We start from the raw sequence: 22537 nt of genomic DNA, 5'->3' as shown, positions 1-22537 counted from the left end.
GAAACCGTCCGTGTTCTTGTTTATCGCTCCGGTACGAAGGCTTTTCCAAGCGACGCGGGCGTGTTGATCAACGTCGTGCGTCGATTATGAGAAATGATGATGAGAACCACAATAGTCGCGGCATAGGGCAGCATCGAGAGGAACTGCGCGGGGATGCCGAGACCGAAGGCCTGCGCATGAAGCTGCAGGATCGTGACCGCTCCGAAGAGATAACCGCCGGCAAAGACCCGCCACGGGCGCCAGGAAGCGAAGACCACCAGCGCCAGCGTGATCCAGCCGCGGCCGGCCGACATGTTCTCCACCCATTGCGGTGTATAGACCAGCGAAAGCTGCGCGCCGGCAAGACCCGCGCAGGCACCGCCGAACATCACCGCCAGATAGCGCGTACGGATGACATGAATGCCGAGTGCATGGGCAGAACCGTGGCTGTCGCCGATCGCCCTGAGTTTCAGGCCGGGGCGGCTTCTGAACAGGAACCAGCTCACGCCGAGCAGCAAGGCGATCGACAGGTAGAAGATCAGATCCTGCTTGAAGAGAACCGGGCCGATAACGGGAATATCGGACAGGAGCGGGATGACGATCTCTTTCAGCTGAATGCCGGGGACGCTGACATAGGGCTCGCCGAGTTGGCCGGAGACGCCAAGGCCGAGAAGCGTCAGCGCCAGGCCGGTCGCCACCTGGTTTGCAACCAGCGTCAGTGTCAGGAAGGCGAAGAGCAGAGAGAAAAGGGCGCCGGCGGCAATGCCGCAGATGATGCCGACATAGGGAGACCCCGAGATCTGCGCTCCGGCAAAGGCGGCGACAGCGCCCATGATCATCATGCCCTCGACCCCGAGATTGAGGACGCCGGAGCGCTCGGTCACGAGTTCGCCGAGGGCTGCGATGACGAGCGGTGTGGAGGCGGTGATGACGGTCAGGAGAATGGCTTCGAAGATGCTCATGCCGCGCTGCCCCTCACCCGCGACCATACGATGCGGATTTTATAGTAGATCAGCGTATCGCAGGAGAGCACGAAGAAGAGGATGAGCCCCTGGAAGACGCGGGTGACCTTGTCCGAAACACCGATCGAAAGCTGCGCCGCCTCACCGCCCAGATAGGTCAGCGCCAGCACCAGACCCGAAGCGATGATGCCGAGCGGGTTGAGGCGCCCGAGGAAGGCGACGATGATGGCGGTGAAGCCGTAGCCCGGCGAAATCGCCGGCTGCAGGTGGCCGATCGAGCCCGAGACCTCGCAGATACCGGCAAGACCTGCGAGCGCCCCGGAAAAGAGGAAGCTGAACCAGATCATCTTCTTCGAAGAAAAGCCTGCGAAGCGCCCTGCCCGTTCCGACTGGCCGAGCACGACGACTTCGAAGCCCTTCAGAGTGAAGCGCATCATGAACCAGACGAGGACAGCCGCGACGATCGCGAAAATGAAGGCCCAATGGGCGCGGCCGGATTCTTCCCATATTGCCGGCACGATCGCCTCCGGCGCAAAGTCGCGCGAGACCGGGAAGTTGAAGCCCTTGGGATCACGCCATGCGCCGCGGATCAGCCAGTCGAGAAAGAGCTGGGCAATATAGACCAGCATCAGCGATGTCAGGATCTCGTTGGTGTTGAAATGCGCTTTCAGCAATGCCGGAATGGCTGCGAACAGCGCGCCGCCGAGCGCGCCCAGGATCAGCATCAGCGGCAGCACGAGCGGTGAATGCCAATCGTAGAAGACGATCGGAATATAGGAGCCGGTGATCGCGCCGATGGTGAACTGGCCTTCGGCGCCGATATTCCAGTTGTTGGAGCGATAGCAGACCGCGAGACCGACGGCGATCAGGATCAACGGTGCAGCCTTGACTGCCAACTCGTGCAGCGACCACACTTCCAGAAGCGGCTCGAGAAAGAAGGCATCCAGTGCCTCGACCGGATCCTTGCCGAGCATGGTGAACATGATCGCGCCAAATATCAGCGTCAGGACGAGCGCGAGAAGCGGTGAAACGAAGGCGAAGAGTTTCGAGACCTGCGGGCGCTTTTCAAGCTCAATGCGCATCAGCGGCCTCCGCGGCATGCTTGCTTTCATGCAGCCCGCCCATCAGCAGGCCGATCTTCTCGCGCGTGAGTTCACCTGCCGCATAGGGTTTTGAAAGGCGTCCTTCGGAGATGACGGCGATATCTGTCGCCACCTCGAAGATTTCGTCGAGATCCTGACTGATGACGACGACGGCGGAGCCCGCTTTTGCCAGGTCCACAAGCGCCTGACGGATGCGGCTTGCAGCACCGGCATCCACACCCCAGGTCGGCTGATTGACAACTAGCACAGCCGGCTGACGGTCGAGCTCGCGGCCGACGATGAATTTCTGCAGGTTGCCGCCGGAGAGCGAACCCGCTGCGGGATCATCGCCGCTCTTGCGCACGTCCATCGCCTCGGAAATGCGCCGTGCGGCGGATTTCACTGCGCTGTAGCGGATGATGCCGAGGATACCGAGGAAGGCCTTGCGGTCGGACTGGCTGCGGGCCAGTACCAGATTATCGGAAAGTTTCATGGCGGAAACCGCCGCATGGCCATGCCGCTCTTCCGGCACGAAGCCGGCGCCAAGCAAACGGCGGGCGGTAATGCCCTGCGTTCCGACCGGCTTCTTGCGGATCACGATCGCTTCGGCCGACGACACCGGATATTCGCCGGACAGAGCATCGAAAAGTTCGCTCTGGCCGTTGCCTGCAACGCCGGCAATGGCAAGGATTTCGCCCGAACGCACGCTCATGGAGACCTCGCGCAGCGGCATGGCAAAGGGCGTGCGCGCGGCAACGGAGAGGTTCGAAACGGCGAGTTGCACGTCGCCCCTATCGCTGCGCTCGGGATGGGTCACAGCCGCCACCTCACTGCCGACCATCATCCGGGCGAGAGAGGCGGGTGTTTCCTGCTTCGGATCGCAGGCGCCGGTCACGCGACCGTGGCGCAAGACCGTGGCGCGATCGCAAATGCGCTGCACCTCTTCCAGGCGATGGCTGATATAGAGAACGGAGCGCCCCTCGGCACGCAGCTTGAAGAGCGTTTCGAAGAGCTTGTCGGCCTCCTGCGGCGTCAGCACCGATGTCGGCTCGTCGAGGATGACGAGCTTCGGGTTCTGCAAGAGCGCGCGGACGATCTCGATGCGCTGACGCTCGCCGACCGAGAGATCGGCGACATGCGCATGCGGATCGAGCGGGAGGCCATAGGCCACAGACAGCGCCCTCGCCTCCTCGGCGATCCTGCCGATTGGAATGCTGTCATCAAGCGAAAGCGCGATATTTTCGGCAACGGTCAGCGCCTCGAATAGCGAAAAATGCTGGAAGACCATGCCTATGCCGAGCTTGCGGGCCTCGCCCGGCGAGATGATCGCAACCGGCGTTCCCTCCCAGAGGATATGCCCATCCGTCGGCTCCAGAACGCCGAAGAGCATCTTGACCAGCGTGGATTTGCCTGCGCCATTTTCGCCGAGGAGCGCATGAATTTCGCCCGGCGCTATATCGAGATCGATTTCATTGCAGGCGGCAAAGCTACCGAAGAATTTCGTCAGCTTCTGAACCGATAACAACGCACCGGAAGCCGGCACATTCAATGGCGACACGTTCCCCTCATTTCTTCTGCCGACCGGTCCGTTCGGATCTCATGGAATCAGCAGCGTCGTTCCGGTTGTTCTTCTTGTTTCCAGATCCGCGTGCGCCCGCCCAACCTCACGCAGCGGATATGTTTGGTTGATATTGATACGCACTTTGTTGCTCTGCACAACATCAAATAGATTGTTTGCACAATCGGTCAGTTCCTGACGCGAAGCGATATAGGTGAAGAGCGTCGGGCGCGTCGCATAGAGCGAGCCCCTCTGAGCGAGATGCGCCATCGTGAAATTCTCGATCGCGCCAGAGGATTGACCAAAGGACGCGAAGAGGCCTCGTGGCTTCAGGCAATCCAGCGATTGTGGGAAAGTGTCTCGGCCGATCGAGTCATAGACCACGTCGACGCCCTTGCCGCCGGTGATTTCCCGCACGCGTTCCGCGAAGTTCTCGGTCTTGTAATTGATCATATGATCATAGCCATGTTCGAGCGCCAGCTGCACCTTGTCGGCGGAGCCTGCCGTGCCGATGACGGTTGCGCCGAGCGCCTTTGCCCACTGGCCGGCGATGAGGCCAACGCCACCGGCTGCGGCATGGAACAGCAACACCGTCTCGGGACCGACGTTGAAGGTGCGGTTCAGAAGGTATTCGGCCGTCATGCCTTTCAGCATCATGGCGGCTGCGGTTTCCAAGCTGATGCCTCCTGGTACCTTCACCAGATGTTTCGTGTCGATGTTGCGTTCGATGCTATAAGCACCATCAGCGCCTGCATAGGCGACGCGGTCGCCCACGACGAAGTCGGTCACACCGGGACCGACTGACGTGACGACGCCGGCAGCTTCCTTGCCGGTCACAAAGGGCAGATGCGGCGCCTTGTAGGTGCCATCCCTGAAATAGACATCGATGAAATTCAGGCCGATCGCTTCCTGACGGATCTGCACCTGGCCCTGCGAGGGTGGCGGCAGATCGATATCGACATATTGGAAAACCTCGGGTCCACCGTTTCTGGAGAAAGAAACCGCCTTCGTCTTTGCCATCTGTATCTGCCTCACTTGCGTCCGAGCGCCGGGAAGAATTGGAGCACGGCACCGATAACGTAAAGGTAGATGCCGCTCACGATGAAGAGAACGACAGCCCATTGCGGCATGTCGAAATGCATCAACAGCGAATAGGCACCAAGCGCTGACCACAGCAGAAAGATGCCGAGATTCAGCGGGCGCAGGCGCTGCACCCGGACTGGATGCAGGAAGTTGATCGGCAAAAAGGTCAGGATCACGGAGACGGTGACGACGATAAAGGCCGTCATCTCGCTCGCATGCATGACGAAGAGCGTGAAGACCACCATGTTCCAGACGACGGGAAAGCCTGAGAAGAAATACTCCTCCGTCTTCATGCCCGTATCGGCATAGTAGATGGCGCTCGACACGACGATCATGCCGGCGGCGGCGAAAGACCAGGGCTCGCCGATCATGCCGCTCTGATAGAGTGCAAAGGCGGGCAGCAGCACATAGGTCACGTAATCTATGATATTGTCGAGCGTATCGCCGGACCAGTTGGGTAGGACTTCCTTGACGCGCACCTTGCGGGCGATCGGCCCGTCGATGCCATCCACCAGCAGCGCAAGGCCCAGCCACCAGAACATGTCAACGAAGCGATGCTCGGCGGCGGCGACGACGCCGAGAAATGCCAGAAAAGAACCGGAGGCCGTCAGGATATGGACGGAGAATGCGCGCATTTCCGCGTAAGGAACGCGCTTGTAATTGAAAATCTTCATGTTCCCCCGTACCACCTGTCGCGCCCGCGCCGCGGCGGGCGTCTTTTTTTCTTGAAACGTGCCACGATCTTTCAGATCGCTCACCACGCTTCAGGTCTTTATTTGACGCATGTCGTTGTCGCAAAACCGCATGAACACTTTTGCGCGACATGCTTTAATATGCATCCTTTGAATAGCTTAGCCAGCGCAAAAGCGACAGTTCGCCACAGGCCAGTGAATCCTGGCCGTGACATGCATATTTCGCTCCCCAGGCATGCGATGGAATGGATTGCCTTTAATTTAGCGGGGTTTTGTAATATCTGCCTCGCATGCCTTGATTATCCTGCGAACACGAGCCCGATATCGAAATGAACGCACCCGCAAAGACCGAAGAATTCGCCTCCGCCATTCCCGCCGGCGTTTACGCCGAGACGGTGCTGAGCGTGACGCATTACACTGACCGGCTCTTCCGTTTCACGATGACCCGGCCGGATGGCTTTCGTTTCCGTTCGGGCGAGTTTGCGATGATCGGCCTAATGGTTGACGGCAAGCCGATCTTTCGCGCCTATTCGATCGCGAGCCCCGCTTGGGCTGAAGAACTGGAATTCTTCTCCATCAAGGTCCCGGATGGCCCGCTGACCTCGCATCTGCAGCTCATCAAGCCGGGCGACCAGGTGCTGATGCGTAAGAAGCCGACAGGCACGCTTGTTCTTGATGCGCTGACCCCCGGCAAGCGTCTCTACATGTTCTCGACCGGCACGGGCATCGCACCGTTCGCGAGCCTGATCCGCGATCCGGAGACCTACGAGAAGTTCGATGAGGTTATCCTCACCCATACGACACGCGAGATATCCGAGCTGAAATACGGCTTCGATCTCATCCACGAGATCCAGAACGACGAACTCCTCCAGGAAGTCGTCGGCGACAAGCTGCGCCACTATGCGACGGTCACCCGCGAGGATTTCGGATATCGAGGCCGCATCACCGACCTCATTTCCTCCGGAAAGCTATTTACTGATCTCGGCGTTCCGCCGATCGATCCGGCTGTTGACCGCGGCATGATCTGCGGTTCTTCCGCCATGCTGAAGGACACGAAGGAGCTTCTCGAAAAGGCCGGCCTCGAAGAAGGCGCCAACAGCAAGCCCGCCGAATTCGTGATTGAACGCGCCTTCGTCGGCTGAAGTCAGAAAGATAGATTTCCAGGTAACGGCTCCGGAAACGGGGCCGTTTCTATTTCTGGCTCAGATAATCGATGAGATCGACCATAGCCTCGCGCGCCTGCTCGACCTCGCCTTGATGAATAGCTTTGATCACCGCCACGTGGAGTGAGATGGAGCGGTCCATCCGTTCTGGATTGGCGGTCGAATACCATAAACGACGGGAATGCGTCTGAACCGGCCCCAATGCGGCGATCATGAAGCTGTTCGGGCAAGCATCCTCAAGGATTTCGTCAAAGGCCTTATCGGCGGCAAAGAAGCCCGCCAGATCGCCTGTGACCGCGCATTCCTCCATCGCGCGGGCACAGGCGGCAAGCCGCTCCCTCTGCTCCTGATTCGCCGCATCGGCAACCAGGGCTGCCGCAACGGGCTCGAGCTTACGGCGTACCTGCATGACATTGACATGGTCTTCAGCGTGAATTTCGGCGATCCGCAGGCCAACGCGGGGCTTGACCACGATCAGGCCCTGCCAGGCGAGTTTCTGGATCGCTTCGCGTACCGGTGTGCGGCCATGGCCTGCGAGATCGATGAGCTGCTTTTCCGTTACCAGTGCGCCCGGCGCCAAAGCCAGCGTCACGATGGCATGCTCGAGCGCCAGATAGGCGAAATGGCTTAGCGATTCCTGCATGTGGGCGAATCCCAGGCTGATATATCAATACTGGCACGGTTATATGCCAAAGACAAGTTATCCTGATATATCAAAGTGATGCCGCGTGCGAGAGCATTCTCTCTACTCGTGGCGCAATGCCTCGATCGGATTGAGCTGAGCTGCGCGTCTCGCCGGAAAGAAGCCGAAGATCATGCCGATCGCAGCCGAGAAGACGAAGGCGATGAAGATGATGAGTGGGCTGACTACGAAAGGCACATTGAGGAAGCTGACGGTACCGTAAGCAAGCGTCAGGCCGAGCATGATGCCAGCTATGCCGCCGAAGAGTGACAGGGCGACGGCCTCGACGAGGAATTGCGTCAGAACCTGATTTTCAAGTGCGCCGATCGCAAGACGGATACCGATCTCGCGCGTGCGCTCCGTCACCGATACCAGCATGATGTTCATGATGCCGATGCCGCCGACGAGCAGGCTGACGGCAGCGACTGCGCCGAGCAGCCCGGTCAGCAGTGTAGTCGTGCCGGTCATGGCTTCGGCGATCTGTGTCATATCGTTAACATTGAAATCGTCCTGGCGGCCGGGGATGATCTTGCGGCGTTCACGCAGCAGATTCTCGACATCGGCCTGCACTTTTGAGGTGGAGACGCCGTCTCGCGCCGAGATGAGGATCGTCGGCACATTGGAGGTGCCGCTGATGCGGCGCTGGAAGACCTTGACCGGCATGATGACGGCATCATCCTGGTCGTTGCCCATGCCGGACTGGCCGCGCTTTGCCATGACGCCGATGACCGGGCAGGAAACCTTGCCGACACGGATCAGTTGGCCGGTCGGATCCGCGGCTCCGAAGAGCTGCTCGCGCACGGTCTCGCCGATGATGCAGCGCGACTGGCCGCGCTCTTCGGCCGGCGTGAAAATGCGGCCGAGCGCCAAATCCCAATCCTGCGCGATGAAATAGTCATTGGTCGTGCCATAGACCGTAGTGGAATGGTTCTGGCCGCCGAAAATGACGGTTGCTGTTGACTGGTTGGACGGCGCAACTGCGCGCAGGCCAGAGACCTGGTCACGGATCGCCTCGACATCCTTCAGCGTGAAGCGCCGAGCCTCGGAGCTGGCGCGGCCGGGACCGAACTGGCCGGGGCGCACGAAGAGCATATTGGTGCCGAGCCGCGAAAGCTCGGTCGAAACCTGCGCCGTCGTGCCATTGCCGATGGTAACGAGCGCGATGACGGCGGCAACACCGATGACGACGCCGAGCACGGTCAGGAAGGAGCGCAGCAGATTACGGCTGATAGCGCGCAGGGCCAGCTTCAAGGTTTCAAAGAACATGCTCCGCCCTCCGCCGATGCTCCACTTCGCGCTCCAGCTTGCCGTCCACGAAACGCAGCAGGCGCCCTGCATAGGCGGCGATATCGGGCTCATGCGTGACCATGACGATAGTGATGCCCTGTTCGCGGTTCAGCCGCGTCATCAGATCCATGATCTCCATGCTGGTCTTCGTGTCGAGGTTGCCGGTCGGCTCATCGGCAAGCAGCAAGGCTGGTTCGGTGACGATGGCGCGGGCGATTGCCACGCGCTGCTGCTGGCCGCCTGAGAGTTCCTGCGTCTTGTGATGTTCCCTGCCCGACAGGCCGACGAGGCCGAGCGCCTCCCTTGCCCGCTTGCGCCGCTCGCCGACCGCCATGCCGCGATAGATCAGCGGCAGTTCGACATTCTCCACGGCAGAGGTGCGCGACAGCAGATTGAAGCCCTGGAAGACGAAACCCAGCATATGCCGGCGCAGCAGCGTCAGCTGGCTGCGATCAAAGCCGCTCGTCGAAATACCCTGGAAGACGTAGTCGCCTGAGGTTGGCACATCGAGGCAGCCGAGTATGTTCATCGCCGTCGACTTGCCGGAACCGGATGGCCCCATGATGGCGACAAATTCATGCGTTCGGATCGAAAGATCCACATGGTCGAGCGCGCGGATGGCCGCAGCACCCTCGCCGTAGATTTTCGAAACCTGCCTGAATTCCAGAAGCGGCGGGCGTTCCATCATCGCTCCCGTCAGTTCGTGTGCATCGCGGCATCGGTGATAACAGCATCCTTTTCGGTAAGCTCGCCAGAGGTGACCTGCGTGAACTGGCCATCCGAGGAGCCAACCTGGATCACGACGGGTGCAGGGTGGCCGCTGCGCAGCACCCAGACCCGGCGCTGAGTGCCGGTCAGGTTGGCATCACCGCCACCACCGCTGCGGAGCGGACGCGGCGGGCGCAACAGGCTGAAAATACCACGGCCGCCACGGCCTTCCGCCTGCGGCGGAGCGTAACGAAGGGCCGCATTCGGAACCATCAGCGTGTCCTTGACGGCTTCCACGGTGATATCGGCGGTCGCCGTCATGCCGGGGCGCAGCAGCAGGTCCGCATTGTTAACCGAGAGAACCGCCTTATAGGTGACGACGTTGTTGACCACTTCGGAGGCAAAGCGGATCTGCTCGATCATGGCAGGGAAGGCGCGGCCTGGATAGGCGTCGACCGTGAAGGTCGCCTTCTGGCCCACCGCGATCTGGCCGACATCGGCTTCATCGATATCTACCTGAAGCTCCATCTTCTTGAGATCGCCGGCGATGGTGAAAAGTACGGGCGCCGAAAGCGAGGCAGCAACGGTCGCACCTGGATCGACCGAGCGGGTCAAAATTACGCCATCGATCGGCGAAACGATCTTCGCCTTGCCGAGATTGACCTCGGCAAGCTGCAAGTCTGCCTCTGAGGCCAGCACTTCCGCCTCGTTGATATCCTTGGCGGCGACTGCCGAGTCATATTTATAGGTCGCGTCGTCAAGGCTCTGCTGGGTGGAGACGTTACTTTTCACAAGGCTCTTCAGGCGGTCGAGCGAGGTAGCAGCCGATTCCAGGTCAGCATTCGCCTTGACCACATTGGCCTTTGCCGAGTTGAGCTTGGCACGCGAACTCTTCACATCGGCTTCCAGCTTGTTGGTATCGAGGACGGCGAGAACATCGCCTGCCTTGACGGTGCTGTTATAGTCGACATTGACGTCGCGCATCGTGCCCGACAATTCACTCGATATATCAACCTGTTCGGTCGGCTGGACGGAACCCGTGGCGGTGACGAGCACTGTGAGGTCGCCGCGCTTGACCGGCTGGGTCGTGTAGGTGACCTCGGCCTGGCCTCGGCCCATGTAGAAATAGGCAGCGGCGCCGGCCGCGAGGATCAAGAGCACCAGAACGATCAGGCGTCCGCGCCAGCGACGCCCCCTGCTCTGCCGGCCGGCGACCAGCACGGCAGCCAGGTCGGCATTTGCGCCTGTTACGGAACCGGTCTCTTTGCCAGCCTCCAAATTGTCCATCTAATCCTCGATATATGCTTCGCCGTATCAGCCCTGCTTCACGCCGAGATAATCATGCCGAAGATGAACCCAACATTACCGATGCCCTGACGATGGCACGGAAATGCGGCTGAAAAACATGAAATATTCGCAATGAAACAGCTGGATGGCGCGGTCGGTGCGAGGTCTTCAGCAAGAAATCCCGAAGGTCGAAGCAAATATTCAGGGTTGCATCGCGGCCATTTCGGTGCCGCCTCTGGCAACCTGAAGCGGTCGGCGGCTCCGGAAAGGCGGCGGCATCGTTGAAGCTCACAGTTAGCGCAACCTCGGCGGCGCTGGCGACGGGTGCCGATTGGGTGGTGATGACGACGCGACCATAGCCAAAAAGGCGACAGCAGGCGGCAATCACCTCACGCCGAAGAGCGGAACGCCGTTCGCCAATCTGGACGGCAAGCTACAGCGGAAACGCGATGTCGGATGGTGGGCAACAAGAAATGTGCCCGATAGAATGGATAAGCAGTTTTTTTCGGTTGACCGCGATAGGTCGCCTGCATATGTTCCGCGCACTTCCAGCCGGGGTGCTTTGCGCTCGCGGAGAGGGAGAGCGTAGCTCAGCCGGTAGAGCAACTGACTTTTAATCAGTAGGTCTCGGGTTCGAACCCCGACGCTCTCACCATAATCTTTTTCCTAGCTGTACGGCGCGTGACGGTGCTGGAGGTCGGATGCCGAAAACACCTAAAGAACCGAAGCTTGAGCACTCTGATTTCTCCGGCGAATTTGAAGACAGCGGAGTAACCGTGCTCATCGATATATTTCGGCCGGCTGGCACCAATGGCGACTGGACCCTCGAGGTCATCTCACAGACCGAAGTCGTAACCGTCTGGGAAGACAAATTCGCCACAGATCTGGAAGCTTGGGAAGAATTCCTGGCCACCGCTGAACGCGATGGCGTGCAAAGCTTTCTCGATGAGGATGAGCCGCAACTGCATTGACGGGTTATTGCCAGGCAGGTTGATGTCCCGACCTCCTCGCTTTCAATAGCTGCAGGAGCGGCCATCATTCGGTCTGAAGCCGTCTCGGCAGGCAGGGTTCATCGAATCTCCCGGCACGTAACCCGAGGCGGAGCCATATGAATTCGGGGGAGTCGCACATGCCGTCACCACAGAAATGCCAATCAGCGCTCCGACTGCCACAAGTGCCCGAAATCTGCCCATCAATATTTCTCCTCAGGGATTCTCTCGCGGCAATTTATCACGCGGTCACCACAACGGAATGAGTTTTTAGCGGAAAAGGCTTGCAGCCATTTCCGCGGCGCCGACCGCTAACGCATCGGTGCACAACATATAGATCCCATTCCGCCCCGAGCAAGCCGGAGAGCACGCGGGAGGTCCGGCGTCGGCCTCGTAGTTCGCCGACCGGACCTCCCGGCATTTGCAGTGGGGTGCCTGCAAATGCCGGGCAATACCACCGGTTAAGCCCGAGTCGATCCATTCACAGAACCAACGATGGTATACGCGCGGTTAATATCCACATCCGCTGTCTCATGTTGAGATGGGAGAATCATACCGGGGCCTGCGGCAATCTGGAGATCCGGCCGGCTACGGTCAGCGCAAAAAGGTGATTGGCAATCGCCCCTTTGCGGCGTTAGGAACATCGCTTCGATTGCTGCCGGAGAGAATGCGTGTCGATTGCCGATATTTCCCTTTGGAGTGCGCTGCTCGCTGGAGCGCTTTCGTTTCTGTCGCCCTGCGTGCTTCCGCTCGTGCCGCCCTATCTCTGTTATATGGCGGGCATTTCCGTCGAGCAGTTTCGTGGCGGCGGAACGGTGGCTGCAGCACCGGATGTGCGGCGTGGCGTGCTTTTCTCGGCGCTTTTCTTCACGCTCGGCTTTGCGACGGTCTTCGTGTCGCTCGGCGCCGGTGCCTCGACGATCGGCATGGTGCTGCGCCAGCATCTCGACCTGCTCGCCAAGATCGGCGGCCTGATCATCATCATCATGGGGCTGAATTTCCTCGGGCTTTTCCGCATCGGCATCCTGGCGCGGGAAGCGCGCTTCCAGGGCAGCGGCAAGCCGGCGACGGTGACGGGCGCTTACGTCATGGGGCTGGCCTTCGCATTCGGCTGGACGCCCTGCATCGGGCCGGTCCTCGGAGCAATCCTCGGTGTTGCAGCATCGCGTGAAACGGTCGGCTCCGGTGCAGGGCTGCTCGCTGTTTATTCGCTGGGGCTTGCTGTGCCTTTCTGGATTGCCGCCGGCTTTTCGGGGAGCTTCATGCGCTTCCTGTCGCGCTTTCGCCGGCACCTCGGAACGGTGGAGAAGATCATGGGCGTCTTTCTCGTGCTGACAGGCCTTGCCTTCCTGCTCGGTTGGGTGAGCAATGTCGCAATCTGGTTCCAGCAGACCTTTCCGATCCTGATGCAAATCGGCTGAGCGCCGGGCCCAGCCGGCAGCATGGTATCCAGCAGATCGCGATAAAATCAGGCTTTCCTCCGCTTTAAGCGTTCCCTGATCGCATCCGGAATATCGCGAAAGCCGCGTCCAGGCTCAATACCTTCGCGCATGACGATGTTGCGCAATGGCGGAATGGCCGAAAGGATGTGAAGGCCGGTTGCCCGCAGCACCTGCACCGGCAGGAAGTCGGAGAGCAGCGAACGGTTCAGGAGATCGACGCTTGCCGTGCGCGTCATGATATCGGCGCGACGCTTGCGGTCGAAGCTTGTACCGGCATCGGCAGCGACAGGCAATTCTGCGCGCGCGCACAGAAGATCGGTCAGCGCCATGATATCGCGAAGGCTGAGATTGAGGCCCTGAGCTCCGATCGGCGGGAAGACGTGTGCGGCCTCGCCGATCAGTGCGATCCGGCCTTTGCCAAAGCGATGCGCCATCATGCCAGACAACGGCCAGATCTGCACACCTTCCTCCACACTGACCTTACCAAGCAGGGATTGCATTCGCTCTTCGACGACATTGCTGAGCTCGGCAAGCGACAGTTCGACACGGGCTGCGGCGTCCGAGGGATTCTGCACCCAGACGAGACTTGAACGATTGCCCGGCAGCGGCACCTGCGTAAAGGGACCGTGCTCCGTATGGAATTCCGTGGAGATGTTCTGGTGCGGCAGCGTATGCGCAAAATTCAGCACCATGGCCGATTGCGGATAGGACCAGGTGCGCACGTCGATACCTGCCGTCTCCCGCAGCTTCGATTTGCGGCCGTCAGCGCCAATGGCGAAATCGGCGGTGATCTCTTCGCCGCCTGCAAGCGTGATCGTTACAGATTCCGGAGCGATCCCGATCGTTTCAGCCATGTCGGTGAAACGGGTGATATTGCCCTCAGCGGCCGCGGCGGCTTCGAGGACATCCATCAATGCTCTGTTCGGAAAATTATAGCCAAAGGCATCCAGCCCGACTTCGGCGGAACGGAAGGTCGTCGTGGGCGCACGCAGCAGACGGCTGGTGCCGTCGATGATGCGCATGCTGGTGAGCGGGGCGGCGGCGGGACGGAGCCTTTCCCAGAGTGTCAGCCGATCCAGGAAACGAATCGACTGGTCCATCAGGGCCGTGGTGCGGCGATCTTCCTTGAGGGAGGGAGGGGCGACCAGCGCCACGTTGCGACCGCCGCGTGCCAGGGCGACTGCGGCAATCATGCCGGCGAGACCGCCGCCGATCACCGCCACTTCGAATTTGCTCATGCTATCGTTCCGTCATCAAAAAGACGGCAGAACCGGCAGCATCAGGCGGCCGGCTTTGCCTGACGGCGCCAACTATAGCCCTTGCCGGCTTCGGCGTCACGCGCCGCGGGCTGATAATGATGCGGAATGGACGGCAGGCGCTTCTCCGACAGGCGGCGGATTGCCGTCTCGTTGGTGACGGCGAAACTGTCGATGCCGACGCGCAGCATCAGCGGCACCTGGTCGATCAGTACGTCACCGACTGCGCGCAGTTCGTTGGTGTAACCAAGACGCTGACGCAGCAAGGACGCATGACTGAAGGCACGGCCATCGTTGAAGGCCGGAAAAGCCACCGCCACGATTTCCAGGCGATAGAGATAAGGCTCGAGTTTCAGCACATCGTCGGCCGGCTTGATCAGCACGCCGAAACCGACGTTATTGCTTTCGTCAGCCTTGGCGATCAGTTCATCGAGCGTCAGTAGCGGCTTCTGATCGCCCGTTGCCTTCACCTCCTCGGTCTCGATCACCCAGGGATCGTTCTCGACAAAACCGGTCTCTCTCCAGATCTTCGTCATCATCCCCTCCTTATGCCGCTTCCGCTGCCGAGCCGTAGAGCGCGTCCTTGAAAGGCTGCGGACCGACACGGCGGTAGGCTGCAAGGAAGGTTTCCGATGGGTCCTGGCGGAGGCCGAGATAAGTATCGACGATCGTCTCGATCGCATCCGTCACCTTGTCCGGCTCGAAGCCGCGACCGATGATTTCGCCGATAGAGGTGTGCTCATCACCGGAACCGCCAAGTGTGATCTGGTAGAGTTCGGCACCCTTCTTCTCCACACCCAGAAGGCCGATATGGCCGACATGGTGATGACCGCAGGCATTGATGCAGCCGGAAATCTTGATCTTCAGCTCACCGATCTCAGCCTGACGCGCGGCGTCGCCGAAGCGACGGGAGATCTCCTGGGCAAGCGGAATGGAGCGTGCATTGGCGAGCGCGCAATAGTCCAGCCCCGGACAGGCAATGATATCGGTGATCAGCCCGGCATTGGCTTCGGCGAGATTGGTGGCGACAAGGCCGCGATAGACGGCTTCGAGATCTGCGAGAGCGACATGCGGCAGGATGAGGTTCTGCTCATGGCTGACGCGAATTTCGTCGAAGGCATATTCCTCGGCGATATCGGCAACCGCATCCATCTGTGAGTCCGACGCATCACCCGGAATGCCGCCGATCGGCTTCAGCGAGATCGTCACCATACCGTAATCGGGATTCTTGTGCGGCTGGACGTTCTGCTGGACCCAACGGGCGAAAGCCGGATCGGCCTTCTTCCAGCGTGCGAGATTTTCCCAGCCTTCGGCACGTTCCGGCAAAGCCGGCGGCGCGAAATAGGCGGCGATTGCCTGGATGTCCCGGTCCGGCAGCTTCAGTTCGCTATCCTTCAGCTGCGCGAATTCCACCTCGACCTGACGGGCCAGTTCTTCGGCACCGGTCTCGTGGACGAGTATCTTGATACGGGCCTTGTACTTGTTGTCTCGGCGGCCATGCAGGTTATACACGCGCATCACGGCGGTCGTGTAGGACAGGAGGTCCTCTTCCGGCAGGAAGTCCCGGATCAGCTTGGCGATCATCGGCGTACGGCCCTGACCACCACCGACATAAACGGCAAAACCGATCTCGCCCTTGTCATTCTTCTTCAGATGCAGGCCGATATCGTGGACCTGGATGGCGGCGCGGTCGCGCTCGGCACCGGTCACGGCGATCTTGAACTTGCGCGGCAGGAAGGAGAATTCCGGGTGGACGGACGACCACTGGCGCAGAATTTCTGCGTAAGGGCGGGGGTCGGCAACCTCATCGGCGGCAGCGCCGGCGAAGTGGTCTGCCGTCACGTTTCTGATACAGTTGCCCGAGGTCTGGAGAGCGTGCATCTCGACGCTTGCAAGGTCGGCAAGCGCATCGGGAATGTCTGACAGTTTCGGCCAGTTGAACTGCAGGTTTTGGCGTGTGGTGAAGTGGCCATAGCCGCGGTCATAAGTGCGGGCGATATGGGCTAGCATGCGCATCTGGCGCGAACTCAGTGTGCCATAGGGAATGGCGATGCGCAGCATATAGGCGTGAAGCTGCAGGTAGACACCGTTCATCAGGCGCAGCGGCTTGAATGCGTCCTCGGCCAGCTCGCCGGAAAGGCGGCGCTGGACCTGATCGCGAAACTGCTCGACGCGCTCGGCGACAAAGGCATGGTCAAATTCGTCGTAACGGTACATCGTCTTCCTCAGACTGCAATGAATTCAGGATCGGCCGGCTTGTAGCCCGGCGCATATTCCATGGTCGGGCCTTGAGCGCGAATACGTTCGCGCAGTCGCAGTGGCCAGAGCCTGCCATTGGTTTCCTGCACTTCGACGACGGCAACGTCGACGACCAGGTTGTCAGCATAGGATTTCTTGCCGATCTCCTCAAGCGCCGCGACGGCTTCGGCATGGCGAGCGACAAGCGCTTCCTGGAACGAGGTCACCCACTCGCCATTGGCGTTCAGCCAGACGGCGATGCCGTCGTCCAAGCGGTTGGCGGTCAGAACCTTGTCTACCATGTCAGCTCCTTGCAAGTTCATCGAACCGGATGCGCTCAGGCACCAACGGTTCGGACAGTTCGAAATTGGCGCCTGCAACCGCATCGCCGATAATGACCATGACCGGTCCCGTCAATTCGTCACGATGCTGCAGGTCGGGAAGATCACGTAAGGTTCCGTGCAGCAGGCGGCGATCGGCGCGGCTGGCATTCTCGATGACGGCAACCGTGGTTTCCGAGGGAATGCCGGCCTGCATCAGCCGTTCGGCGACAGAGGCCGCGACCGTGCGGCCCATATAGACGGCGATGGTGGCACCGGACACGGCGAGGCTTGCCCAATCGGGAAGAACGTCACCGGTCAAATCGTGCCCGGTCGTGAAGACCAGGGAGGAGGCGACCCCGCGCAAAGTCAGCGGTAGCTCGAAATCGGCAGCAGCGGCAAAGGCCGAAGTGATGCCGGGGACGATCTCATAGGAGATACCGGCGGCGCGTAGCGCTGCCATCTCTTCCCCTGCCCGCCCATAGACCAGCGGGTCGCCGCTCTTCAGGCGCACCACGCGTTTTCCCTGCCGGCCAAGCTCGACCAGGAGATCATTGATCTCTTCCTGAGACTTCGAATGGCAACCCTTGCGCTTACCGACCGAAAGACGCTCGGCATCCCGGCGGCCCATATCGACGATCGCCTGCGGCACGAGCGCGTCATAGACGATGACATCGGCTTCCATCATCACGCGCTGGGCGCGCAAGGTCAGGAGATCTTCGGCACCGGGACCGGCGCCGACTAGCCAGACATGACCTTCGACGCGGTCAAGCGAGCGCAACAGGCCATTGGCGGCGCGGTGGGCCTGCGGCAGGTTGCCGTTAGCGACAGCATCCGCGACCGGGCCGGAGAAGAAACGTCGCCAGAAGATGCGGCGCGAAACGCCGCGGGGAACGAGGTGCTCAACGGCCCTGCGATAGCTGGTCGCCAGCGCCGCCAGGCGGCCGAGCGAGGGCGACAGGAGCTGATCGATCTGGGCGCGGATCATCTGTGCGAGCACCGGCCCTGCCCCTTCGGTGCCGATCGCCACGGCAACAGGCGCACGATTGACGAGAGCAGGCGTAAAGAAATCGCAATAATCGGGCTGATCGACGGCGTTGGCCGGAATCTTAGCCGCACGGGCGGCATCAACGATGCGGCGATCCTGCTCTGCATCACCGGTTGCCGCGAATACAAGTACAGCACCCTCGACCTGTTCTGGCAAAAATGCTCCACGGACCGTCTCGATACGATTGGCAATCAGAAAGGCGTGGTAATCGGCTTCCGGGCGATCGGCATGCGCAATGATGCGCACCTGCGTATTCAACAGCAGGCGAACCTTGGCGAAAGCTTCATCGCCATCGCCGAAAACGGCCGCAGTCCGACCTTCCACCCGAAAGAAGGCGGGAAATATCGAAAGCTGTTCAGTCCTGGGAGGCATTCTCAATCCACTTCGAAGTTGCTCGAATATGCATTCTCCGGACAGCCGAATGAAGAAACAGAATTCCAAAGGCCGGCTAGCGGCGTATTCTTTTACCCGGTTGATCAACGATTTGAGAAAACTCACCCGTGCGGCGCAAGAAGCACATATCTTGAGCGCCGCTTTTCTGGCGGAACCTGGAAACGAGGCTGATAAAGCCTGTGGCAAAGTGCCAAGCATCGGACTTATGCATTCCGCTTCATTCCGTAGGGCGCTAGGATAGGCAAAACGGGAGAATTTCATGCCGGAAAAGACTATCGCTAACCGCCTTCTGCAGGTCATGGAAGACAATATCCTGCCGATAACGGAACTCGGCGTCGCCTCCGGCAACAAGGTGTTCGGTGCGGCGATCCTGCGTAAATCAGACCTCGCGCTCGTCGTTGCCGAAACCAATAATGAGCTTGAAAACCCGCTTTGGCACGGCGAAGTGCATACGCTGAAACGCTTCTACGAGCTCAACGACAAGCCGGCGCCGAAAGACCTGATCTTTCTGTCCACCCATGAGCCCTGTACCATGTGCATGTCGGCGATCACCTGGGCCGGCTTCGACAATTTCTACTATTTCTTCAGCCATGAAGATTCCCGCGACAGGTTTGCCATTCCGCACGACCTGAAAATCCTGAAGGAGGTATTCGGGCGCGAACCCGGCGGCTACCGGCGGCAGAACGCCTTCTGGAAGAGCTTTGCGATCGCCGATCTCGTGGAAACAGAGGATGAACAGCTCAAAGCCGAACTCAAGGCGCAAACGGCGCGGATCAAATCGCGCTATGCCGCCCTCTCCAACACCTATCAGGCCACCAAGAGCGCCAACGGTATTCCGCTGAACTGAGAGACCATGGAACCTTCGAAAGACATTTCACGCCTGATCGAGATCATGGCGGCACTTCGCGATCCCAAGACCGGCTGCCCGTGGGACATCGAGCAGGATTTCGAGAGCATCAAGCCCTATACGATCGAGGAAGCCTACGAGGTTGCCGATGCGATCGAGCGCAGGGATATGGACGACCTCTGCGACGAACTCGGCGATCTGCTGCTGCAGGTGGTCTTTCATGCGCGCATGGCCGAAGAAGCCGGCGAATTCTCTTTCGGCGATGTCGTGGAAGCCGTTACCCGCAAGATGATCCGCCGGCATCCGCATGTCTTTGCGCGTTCGGAGGCGGACACGCCCGATGCGGTGAAGAAGCAGTGGGACGAGATCAAGCAGGCTGAAAAACGCGAGCGTGCGGAGCGCCGGGTGCGGCGCGGCATTACCGACGATTTCAAGGCGGGCTTCCTCGGCTCGGTGCAACGCAGCTTTCCGGCGCTGACGGAAGCGTTGAAGCTCCAGGAACGGGCCGCCAAGGTCGGATTCGATTGGTCAGCACCCGAGCCGATCCTCGACAAGATCGAGGAAGAGGTCGACGAACTGCGGGTTGCGCTGCGTGAGGGCGACAAATCAAAGGTCAGCGACGAACTCGGCGATCTGATCTTCGCCATGGTCAACATCGGCCGCCACGTGAAGGCCGATCCGGAACAGGCGCTGCGTGGAACGAATATGAAATTCCGGCGTCGATTCAATTATATCGAGACGGTTCTTGATGCAGAAGGCGAGACGCTGGAGGCAGCCAGCCTGGAGCGGATGGAGGAGATCTGGCAGGCAGCCAAGGCGATCGAACGAGCAGTCGTGACCGGGGCGGAGTAAGCTCCATCAAACGGGCTTATCGCTCCCAATCTTCCTTGGCTGGTTTCGGACCATTGCCGATCCGCCGCTCTAGTTCGGCAGCCTCGGTTTCCGACAGACGCAGGTCGAGTGTCACCGATCCATCCTCATTGTCCTCACGGCTGTCGACGACGGCATGGTCGTAGAGCCATGGCAGCAGCGCCAGCTTGTCGACGGGCAGCGTAATCGTCGTTTCCGTCATGACGCCGGACAGGCGGCGGCTGATCTCGTCCATCAGCCTGTCCACGCCCTCGCCGCTAATTGCGGAAACGGCAATGACATTCTGCGTACCCGAAGCCTTCTGCACGATAGCATCATGGCTTTCAGGTTCCAGCCGATCGATCTTGTTCCAGACTTCGAGGATACGGCGCTGGCCTTCGGCCTCGTCGATGCCGAGGTCGTTCAGGATGCGCAGCACGTCGGCGCTCTGGGCCTGGTTGTCCAGATCGGACATGTCGCGCACATGCAGGATGAGATCAGCTTCCAGTACTTCTTCCAGCGTCGCGCGGAAGGCGGCGACCAGATGGGTAGGCAGGTCGGAGATGAAGCCGACGGTGTCGGAGAGAATGACGGTGCGCCCATGCGGCAGCTTCATGCGGCGCAATGTCGGATCGAGCGTCGCGAAGAGCATGTCCTCCGCGAGAACCCCTGCGCCGGTGATGCGATTGAACAGCGTCGATTTGCCGGCGTTCGTATAACCAACGAGCGCCACGATCGGATGCGGCACCTTCCGGCGCTTGGCGCGGTGAAGCTGGCGGGTGCGCACCACCTGCTCAAGCTCGCGTTCAAGCTTGATGATACGGTCCTGCAACAGGCGCCGGTCGGCTTCGATCTGGGTTTCACCCGGACCACCCATGAACCCGCCACCGCCTCGCTGGCGTTCAAGGTGGGTCCAGCTTCGGACCAGACGGCCCTTCTGATAGTTCAGATGCGCGAGATCGACCTGCAGCGTGCCTTCCTTTGTGGAGGCGCGGCGGCCGAAGATTTCCAGGATCAAGCCGGTCCGGTCGATGACCTTCGCGTTCCATTCCTTTTCGAGATTACGCTGCTGCACCGGCGTTAGCGGGTGATCGACAATGACCAGCCCTGAATCACGCTCATCGAGCTGGTTCTTGATCTCTTCGATCTTGCCCGTGCCGAGCAGCGTTGCCGGGCGCGGATCGTTGACAGAGACGATGGAAGCGTTGACGACATCAAGGTCGATCGCCTGAGCCAAGCCGGTCGCTTCGTCGAGACGACTTTCGGGCGTGCGGGTCGAAGCCGACTCGGTCTGTCCGCCGCGCGAGCGTGACTTCAGCACTGGCACGACGACGGTCGCGCGCATGTCATCCCTGTGCTTGTCTGCCTCAGGGATGATGGAATCGTTCTTTGTATCGCGTGTCGAAATGACGGCTGGCCTTGGTTAGGACGCTGCTTCTTCGCTCTCGAACATCTGCATCGGCTGACCAGGCATGATGGTCGAGATCGCATGTTTATACACGAGCTGCGAATGGCCGTCACGGCGAAGCAAAACACAGAAATTGTCGAAAGACGTGACAACACCCGTCAGCTTTACGCCGTTAATCAGAAAGATTGTCAGGGAAATCTTTTGCTTGCGTACAGTATTGAGAAATAAGTCCTGCAGATTCTGAGAACGTTCCGCCATCGCGCCGCTTCTTTCTTTATTGCCGGCCTGATCAAGCCGGTAGAATATCAATCAACCTCACCAGCAAGGCAGGTGGCACCCTCATTCCACCTGTCCAGCAAATCTTGGTATCAAATCGCAATCTTTTCCGCAACGTCGAAAAAGGCTTCCCGAATATTCTGCGAGAGGCTTCCGGGATGGCCATTCGCGATCGCCTGTCCATCAATGGAAACCACTGGAAAACAAATGCTTGTGGCTGCGGTAATGAAGACCTCGCGAGCTGCCATCATCTCCGAAACGGAGAACTTTCGTTCGACGATTTCAAGCCCCAGTTTGGCTGCAACATCGATCAGAGTCGTGCGGGTAATACCACGCAGGATGCCGTTTTCGGCGGGTCGCGTTAACAGTTTACCGTCGGAATCGACGATCCAGACATTGGTCGCAGCCCCTTCCTTCACCATGCCATCGGCATCGATGTAGATCGCTTCCTGAGCACCGGCTTCCTTGGCCTGCTGGCGCGCAAGCGCGTTCGACAATAGCCCCACCGATTTGATATCGACTCGGTCCCAGCGATTGTCCGGAACGGTGATCGCTTTGATGCCAGTGGCATTCTTCTTGGCGATGACAGACGGATCGGTGCTCTTGGCCGTCACGACGATCGAGGGCGGCGTACCTTCAGCCGGGAAGACGTGGTCGCGGCGGGCGACACCGCGCGTCACCTGCAGATAGAACAGGCCGTTGCGGACATGATTGCGACGCAGCGTCTCGCGAATCACCTGCGTCAGTGCCGCACGGCTCATCGGCCAGGCGATGCGCAGTTCACTGAGCGAACGGTCCAGACGGTTCAGATGCCGGGTCAGGTCGACGATCAGGCCGTGACGGATTTCGCAGACTTCATAGACGCCGTCGGCGAACTGATAGCCTCGATCCTCTACATGCACCATGGCGTTGGAATGCGGCACGTAGCGTCCGTTCACATAGGCAATTCTTGGCATTGAAAACCTGCTTGGGGCAAAGAAAGGAACGG

The 22537-nt window shown here is 59.9% G+C and carries 24 protein-coding genes and 1 tRNA gene; 7 read left to right on the top strand and 18 right to left on the bottom strand.

All coding sequences use genetic code 11. The annotated features are described in order from the left end of the window. Positions 1–20: 20 nt before the first annotated feature. From JNB85_RS14240 to pcsA, 5 genes are read right to left on the bottom strand one after another with little or no spacing between them, the layout of a single operon-like run. Positions 21–941, bottom strand: coding sequence for an ABC transporter permease (locus JNB85_RS14240; protein WP_220334916.1), 921 nt, complete (start codon positions 939–941; stop codon positions 21–23). Next, positions 938–2023 carry an ABC transporter permease gene (locus JNB85_RS14235; RefSeq protein ID WP_220334915.1) on the bottom strand — a complete coding sequence of 362 codons (1086 nt, stop codon included), beginning with the start codon at positions 2021–2023 and terminating at the stop codon, positions 938–940. Before JNB85_RS14235 ends, JNB85_RS14240 begins: the two co-directional genes overlap by 4 nt. Further along, the gene (locus JNB85_RS14230) at positions 2013–3581 is read right to left on the bottom strand and encodes an ABC transporter ATP-binding protein (protein ID WP_220334914.1); all 1569 of its coding nucleotides are present in this window, start codon (positions 3579–3581) and stop codon (positions 2013–2015) included. The genes JNB85_RS14235 and JNB85_RS14230 overlap by 11 nt, the downstream gene beginning before the upstream one ends. A gap of 39 nt (positions 3582–3620) precedes the next feature. Continuing rightward, positions 3621–4601 (bottom strand): quinone oxidoreductase family protein, encoded by a 981-nt coding sequence (locus JNB85_RS14225; RefSeq protein ID WP_220334913.1) that lies wholly within the window; start codon positions 4599–4601, stop codon positions 3621–3623. Between the two features lie 11 nt (positions 4602–4612). Next, positions 4613–5338: a phosphatidylcholine synthase gene (gene pcsA, locus JNB85_RS14220; protein ID WP_183729379.1), complete on the bottom strand. Its 726-nt coding sequence runs from the start codon at positions 5336–5338 to the stop codon at positions 4613–4615. A 347-nt stretch (positions 5339–5685) separates the two neighbouring features. Between pcsA and JNB85_RS14215 the strand changes: the two genes are divergently transcribed. Then, complete coding sequence (locus tag JNB85_RS14215) at positions 5686–6498, top strand: ferredoxin--NADP reductase (RefSeq protein WP_220334912.1); 813 nt, start codon at positions 5686–5688, stop codon at positions 6496–6498. A 49-nt stretch (positions 6499–6547) separates the two neighbouring features. On the opposite strand, the gene JNB85_RS14210 is transcribed toward JNB85_RS14215, so the two are convergent. The 4 genes from JNB85_RS14210 to JNB85_RS14195 form a co-directional block, all read right to left on the bottom strand. Continuing rightward, positions 6548–7162: a GntR family transcriptional regulator gene (locus JNB85_RS14210; RefSeq protein WP_220334911.1), complete on the bottom strand. Its 615-nt coding sequence runs from the start codon at positions 7160–7162 to the stop codon at positions 6548–6550. A gap of 102 nt (positions 7163–7264) precedes the next feature. Next, positions 7265–8467, bottom strand: a complete 1203-nt coding sequence (locus JNB85_RS14205; RefSeq protein WP_220334910.1) for an ABC transporter permease — start codon at positions 8465–8467, stop codon at positions 7265–7267. Beyond that, on the bottom strand, positions 8457–9173 hold the full coding sequence (locus JNB85_RS14200) for an ABC transporter ATP-binding protein (protein WP_220334909.1): 717 nt from the start codon (positions 9171–9173) through the stop codon (positions 8457–8459). Before JNB85_RS14200 ends, JNB85_RS14205 begins: the two co-directional genes overlap by 11 nt. A gap of 11 nt (positions 9174–9184) precedes the next feature. Continuing rightward, entirely contained in the window at positions 9185–10483 is a 1299-nt protein-coding gene (locus tag JNB85_RS14195; protein ID WP_220334908.1) for an efflux RND transporter periplasmic adaptor subunit, read from the bottom strand. Positions 10484–11062: 579 nt separating this feature from the next. Here JNB85_RS14195 and JNB85_RS14190 point away from each other — a divergent pair. Together JNB85_RS14190 and JNB85_RS14185 are read left to right on the top strand one after the other, a co-directional pair. Then, positions 11063–11138: transfer RNA gene (locus JNB85_RS14190), tRNA-Lys, on the top strand. 46 nt (positions 11139–11184) lie between these two features. Then, positions 11185–11454 (top strand): hypothetical protein, encoded by a 270-nt coding sequence (locus JNB85_RS14185; protein WP_220334907.1) that lies wholly within the window; start codon positions 11185–11187, stop codon positions 11452–11454. 42 nt (positions 11455–11496) lie between these two features. On the opposite strand, the gene JNB85_RS30690 is transcribed toward JNB85_RS14185, so the two are convergent. Further along, positions 11497–11676 (bottom strand): hypothetical protein, encoded by a 180-nt coding sequence (locus tag JNB85_RS30690; RefSeq protein WP_223216497.1) that lies wholly within the window; start codon positions 11674–11676, stop codon positions 11497–11499. A gap of 467 nt (positions 11677–12143) precedes the next feature. Here JNB85_RS30690 and JNB85_RS14180 point away from each other — a divergent pair, with 467 nt between their 5' ends. Continuing rightward, positions 12144–12893 (top strand): cytochrome c biogenesis CcdA family protein, encoded by a 750-nt coding sequence (locus JNB85_RS14180; RefSeq protein WP_220334906.1) that lies wholly within the window; start codon positions 12144–12146, stop codon positions 12891–12893. Between the two features lie 47 nt (positions 12894–12940). Here JNB85_RS14180 and JNB85_RS14175 read toward each other — a convergent pair whose 3' ends face one another. Genes JNB85_RS14175 through cysG form a run of 5 tightly spaced genes read right to left on the bottom strand, consistent with a single transcriptional unit; the run spans position 12941 to position 18148 of the window. Further along, positions 12941–14152: a UbiH/UbiF family hydroxylase gene (locus tag JNB85_RS14175; RefSeq protein WP_220334905.1), complete on the bottom strand. Its 1212-nt coding sequence runs from the start codon at positions 14150–14152 to the stop codon at positions 12941–12943. A gap of 41 nt (positions 14153–14193) precedes the next feature. Continuing rightward, the gene (locus tag JNB85_RS14170; RefSeq protein ID WP_220334904.1) at positions 14194–14706 is read right to left on the bottom strand and encodes a DUF934 domain-containing protein; all 513 of its coding nucleotides are present in this window, start codon (positions 14704–14706) and stop codon (positions 14194–14196) included. 10 nt (positions 14707–14716) lie between these two features. Continuing rightward, on the bottom strand, positions 14717–16387 hold the full coding sequence (locus JNB85_RS14165; RefSeq protein WP_220334903.1) for a nitrite/sulfite reductase: 1671 nt from the start codon (positions 16385–16387) through the stop codon (positions 14717–14719). Positions 16388–16395: 8 nt separating this feature from the next. After that, positions 16396–16710 (bottom strand): DUF2849 domain-containing protein, encoded by a 315-nt coding sequence (locus tag JNB85_RS14160; protein WP_220334902.1) that lies wholly within the window; start codon positions 16708–16710, stop codon positions 16396–16398. Position 16711: 1 nt separating this feature from the next. Beyond that, positions 16712–18148, bottom strand: a complete 1437-nt coding sequence (gene cysG, locus JNB85_RS14155) for a siroheme synthase CysG (protein WP_220334901.1) — start codon at positions 18146–18148, stop codon at positions 16712–16714. A 49-nt stretch (positions 18149–18197) separates the two neighbouring features. Here cysG and JNB85_RS14150 point away from each other — a divergent pair, with 49 nt between their 5' ends. Genes JNB85_RS14150 through mazG form a run of 3 tightly spaced genes read left to right on the top strand, consistent with a single transcriptional unit; the run spans position 18198 to position 19868 of the window. Next, a complete protein-coding gene (locus JNB85_RS14150; protein WP_220334900.1) occupies positions 18198–18410 on the top strand; it encodes a hypothetical protein in 213 nt (70 codons plus the stop codon). Between the two features lie 18 nt (positions 18411–18428). Continuing rightward, the gene (locus JNB85_RS14145; protein ID WP_220334899.1) at positions 18429–19016 is read left to right on the top strand and encodes a nucleoside deaminase; all 588 of its coding nucleotides are present in this window, start codon (positions 18429–18431) and stop codon (positions 19014–19016) included. 6 nt (positions 19017–19022) lie between these two features. Further along, complete coding sequence (gene mazG / locus JNB85_RS14140) at positions 19023–19868, top strand: nucleoside triphosphate pyrophosphohydrolase (protein ID WP_220334898.1); 846 nt, start codon at positions 19023–19025, stop codon at positions 19866–19868. Between the two features lie 16 nt (positions 19869–19884). On the opposite strand, the gene hflX is transcribed toward mazG, so the two are convergent. The 3 genes from hflX to JNB85_RS14125 all read right to left on the bottom strand — a co-directional run bounded on the left by hflX (position 19885) and on the right by JNB85_RS14125 (position 22505). Further along, positions 19885–21210: a GTPase HflX gene (gene hflX / locus JNB85_RS14135; protein ID WP_220334897.1), complete on the bottom strand. Its 1326-nt coding sequence runs from the start codon at positions 21208–21210 to the stop codon at positions 19885–19887. Positions 21211–21288: 78 nt separating this feature from the next. After that, positions 21289–21531 (bottom strand): RNA chaperone Hfq, encoded by a 243-nt coding sequence (hfq, locus tag JNB85_RS14130; protein ID WP_003539403.1) that lies wholly within the window; start codon positions 21529–21531, stop codon positions 21289–21291. Positions 21532–21641: 110 nt separating this feature from the next. Further along, a complete protein-coding gene (locus tag JNB85_RS14125; RefSeq protein ID WP_220334896.1) occupies positions 21642–22505 on the bottom strand; it encodes a D-amino-acid transaminase in 864 nt (287 codons plus the stop codon). Between the last annotated feature and the right edge of the window lie 32 nt (positions 22506–22537).

Source organism: Rhizobium mesosinicum, assembly GCF_019511345.1.
Lineage (GTDB): Bacteria > Pseudomonadota > Alphaproteobacteria > Rhizobiales > Rhizobiaceae > Rhizobium > Rhizobium mesosinicum.
Note: the sequence above shows the minus strand (reverse complement) of the source record. Positions and strands in the feature narration are given on the sequence as shown.

What these genes read in the sequence shown, in the direction of transcription:
- JNB85_RS14240 (WP_220334916.1), bottom strand. Translation starts at nt 941, where the DNA reads ATGAGCATCTTCGAAGCCATTCTCCTGACCGTCATCACCGCCTCCACA.
- JNB85_RS14235 (WP_220334915.1), bottom strand. Translation starts at nt 2,023, where the DNA reads ATGCGCATTGAGCTTGAAAAGCGCCCGCAGGTCTCGAAACTCTTCGCC.
- JNB85_RS14225 (WP_220334913.1), bottom strand. Translation starts at nt 4,601, where the DNA reads ATGGCAAAGACGAAGGCGGTTTCTTTCTCCAGAAACGGTGGACCCGAG.
- pcsA (WP_183729379.1), bottom strand. Translation starts at nt 5,338, where the DNA reads ATGAAGATTTTCAATTACAAGCGCGTTCCTTACGCGGAAATGCGCGCA.
- JNB85_RS14215 (WP_220334912.1), top strand. Translation starts at nt 5,686, where the DNA reads ATGAACGCACCCGCAAAGACCGAAGAATTCGCCTCCGCCATTCCCGCC.
- JNB85_RS14210 (WP_220334911.1), bottom strand. Translation starts at nt 7,162, where the DNA reads ATGCAGGAATCGCTAAGCCATTTCGCCTATCTGGCGCTCGAGCATGCC.
- JNB85_RS14205 (WP_220334910.1), bottom strand. Translation starts at nt 8,467, where the DNA reads ATGTTCTTTGAAACCTTGAAGCTGGCCCTGCGCGCTATCAGCCGTAAT.
- JNB85_RS14200 (WP_220334909.1), bottom strand. Translation starts at nt 9,173, where the DNA reads ATGGAACGCCCGCCGCTTCTGGAATTCAGGCAGGTTTCGAAAATCTAC.
- JNB85_RS14195 (WP_220334908.1), bottom strand. Translation starts at nt 10,483, where the DNA reads ATGGACAATTTGGAGGCTGGCAAAGAGACCGGTTCCGTAACAGGCGCA.
- JNB85_RS14185 (WP_220334907.1), top strand. Translation starts at nt 11,185, where the DNA reads ATGCCGAAAACACCTAAAGAACCGAAGCTTGAGCACTCTGATTTCTCC.
- JNB85_RS30690 (WP_223216497.1), bottom strand. Translation starts at nt 11,676, where the DNA reads ATGGGCAGATTTCGGGCACTTGTGGCAGTCGGAGCGCTGATTGGCATT.
- JNB85_RS14175 (WP_220334905.1), bottom strand. Translation starts at nt 14,152, where the DNA reads ATGAGCAAATTCGAAGTGGCGGTGATCGGCGGCGGTCTCGCCGGCATG.
- JNB85_RS14170 (WP_220334904.1), bottom strand. Translation starts at nt 14,706, where the DNA reads ATGACGAAGATCTGGAGAGAGACCGGTTTTGTCGAGAACGATCCCTGG.
- JNB85_RS14165 (WP_220334903.1), bottom strand. Translation starts at nt 16,387, where the DNA reads ATGTACCGTTACGACGAATTTGACCATGCCTTTGTCGCCGAGCGCGTC.
- JNB85_RS14160 (WP_220334902.1), bottom strand. Translation starts at nt 16,710, where the DNA reads ATGGTAGACAAGGTTCTGACCGCCAACCGCTTGGACGACGGCATCGCC.
- cysG (WP_220334901.1), bottom strand. Translation starts at nt 18,148, where the DNA reads ATGCCTCCCAGGACTGAACAGCTTTCGATATTTCCCGCCTTCTTTCGG.
- JNB85_RS14150 (WP_220334900.1), top strand. Translation starts at nt 18,198, where the DNA reads ATGAAGAAACAGAATTCCAAAGGCCGGCTAGCGGCGTATTCTTTTACC.
- JNB85_RS14145 (WP_220334899.1), top strand. Translation starts at nt 18,429, where the DNA reads ATGCCGGAAAAGACTATCGCTAACCGCCTTCTGCAGGTCATGGAAGAC.
- mazG (WP_220334898.1), top strand. Translation starts at nt 19,023, where the DNA reads ATGGAACCTTCGAAAGACATTTCACGCCTGATCGAGATCATGGCGGCA.
- hflX (WP_220334897.1), bottom strand. Translation starts at nt 21,210, where the DNA reads ATGCGCGCGACCGTCGTCGTGCCAGTGCTGAAGTCACGCTCGCGCGGC.
- hfq (WP_003539403.1), bottom strand. Translation starts at nt 21,531, where the DNA reads ATGGCGGAACGTTCTCAGAATCTGCAGGACTTATTTCTCAATACTGTA.
- JNB85_RS14125 (WP_220334896.1), bottom strand. Translation starts at nt 22,505, where the DNA reads ATGCCAAGAATTGCCTATGTGAACGGACGCTACGTGCCGCATTCCAAC.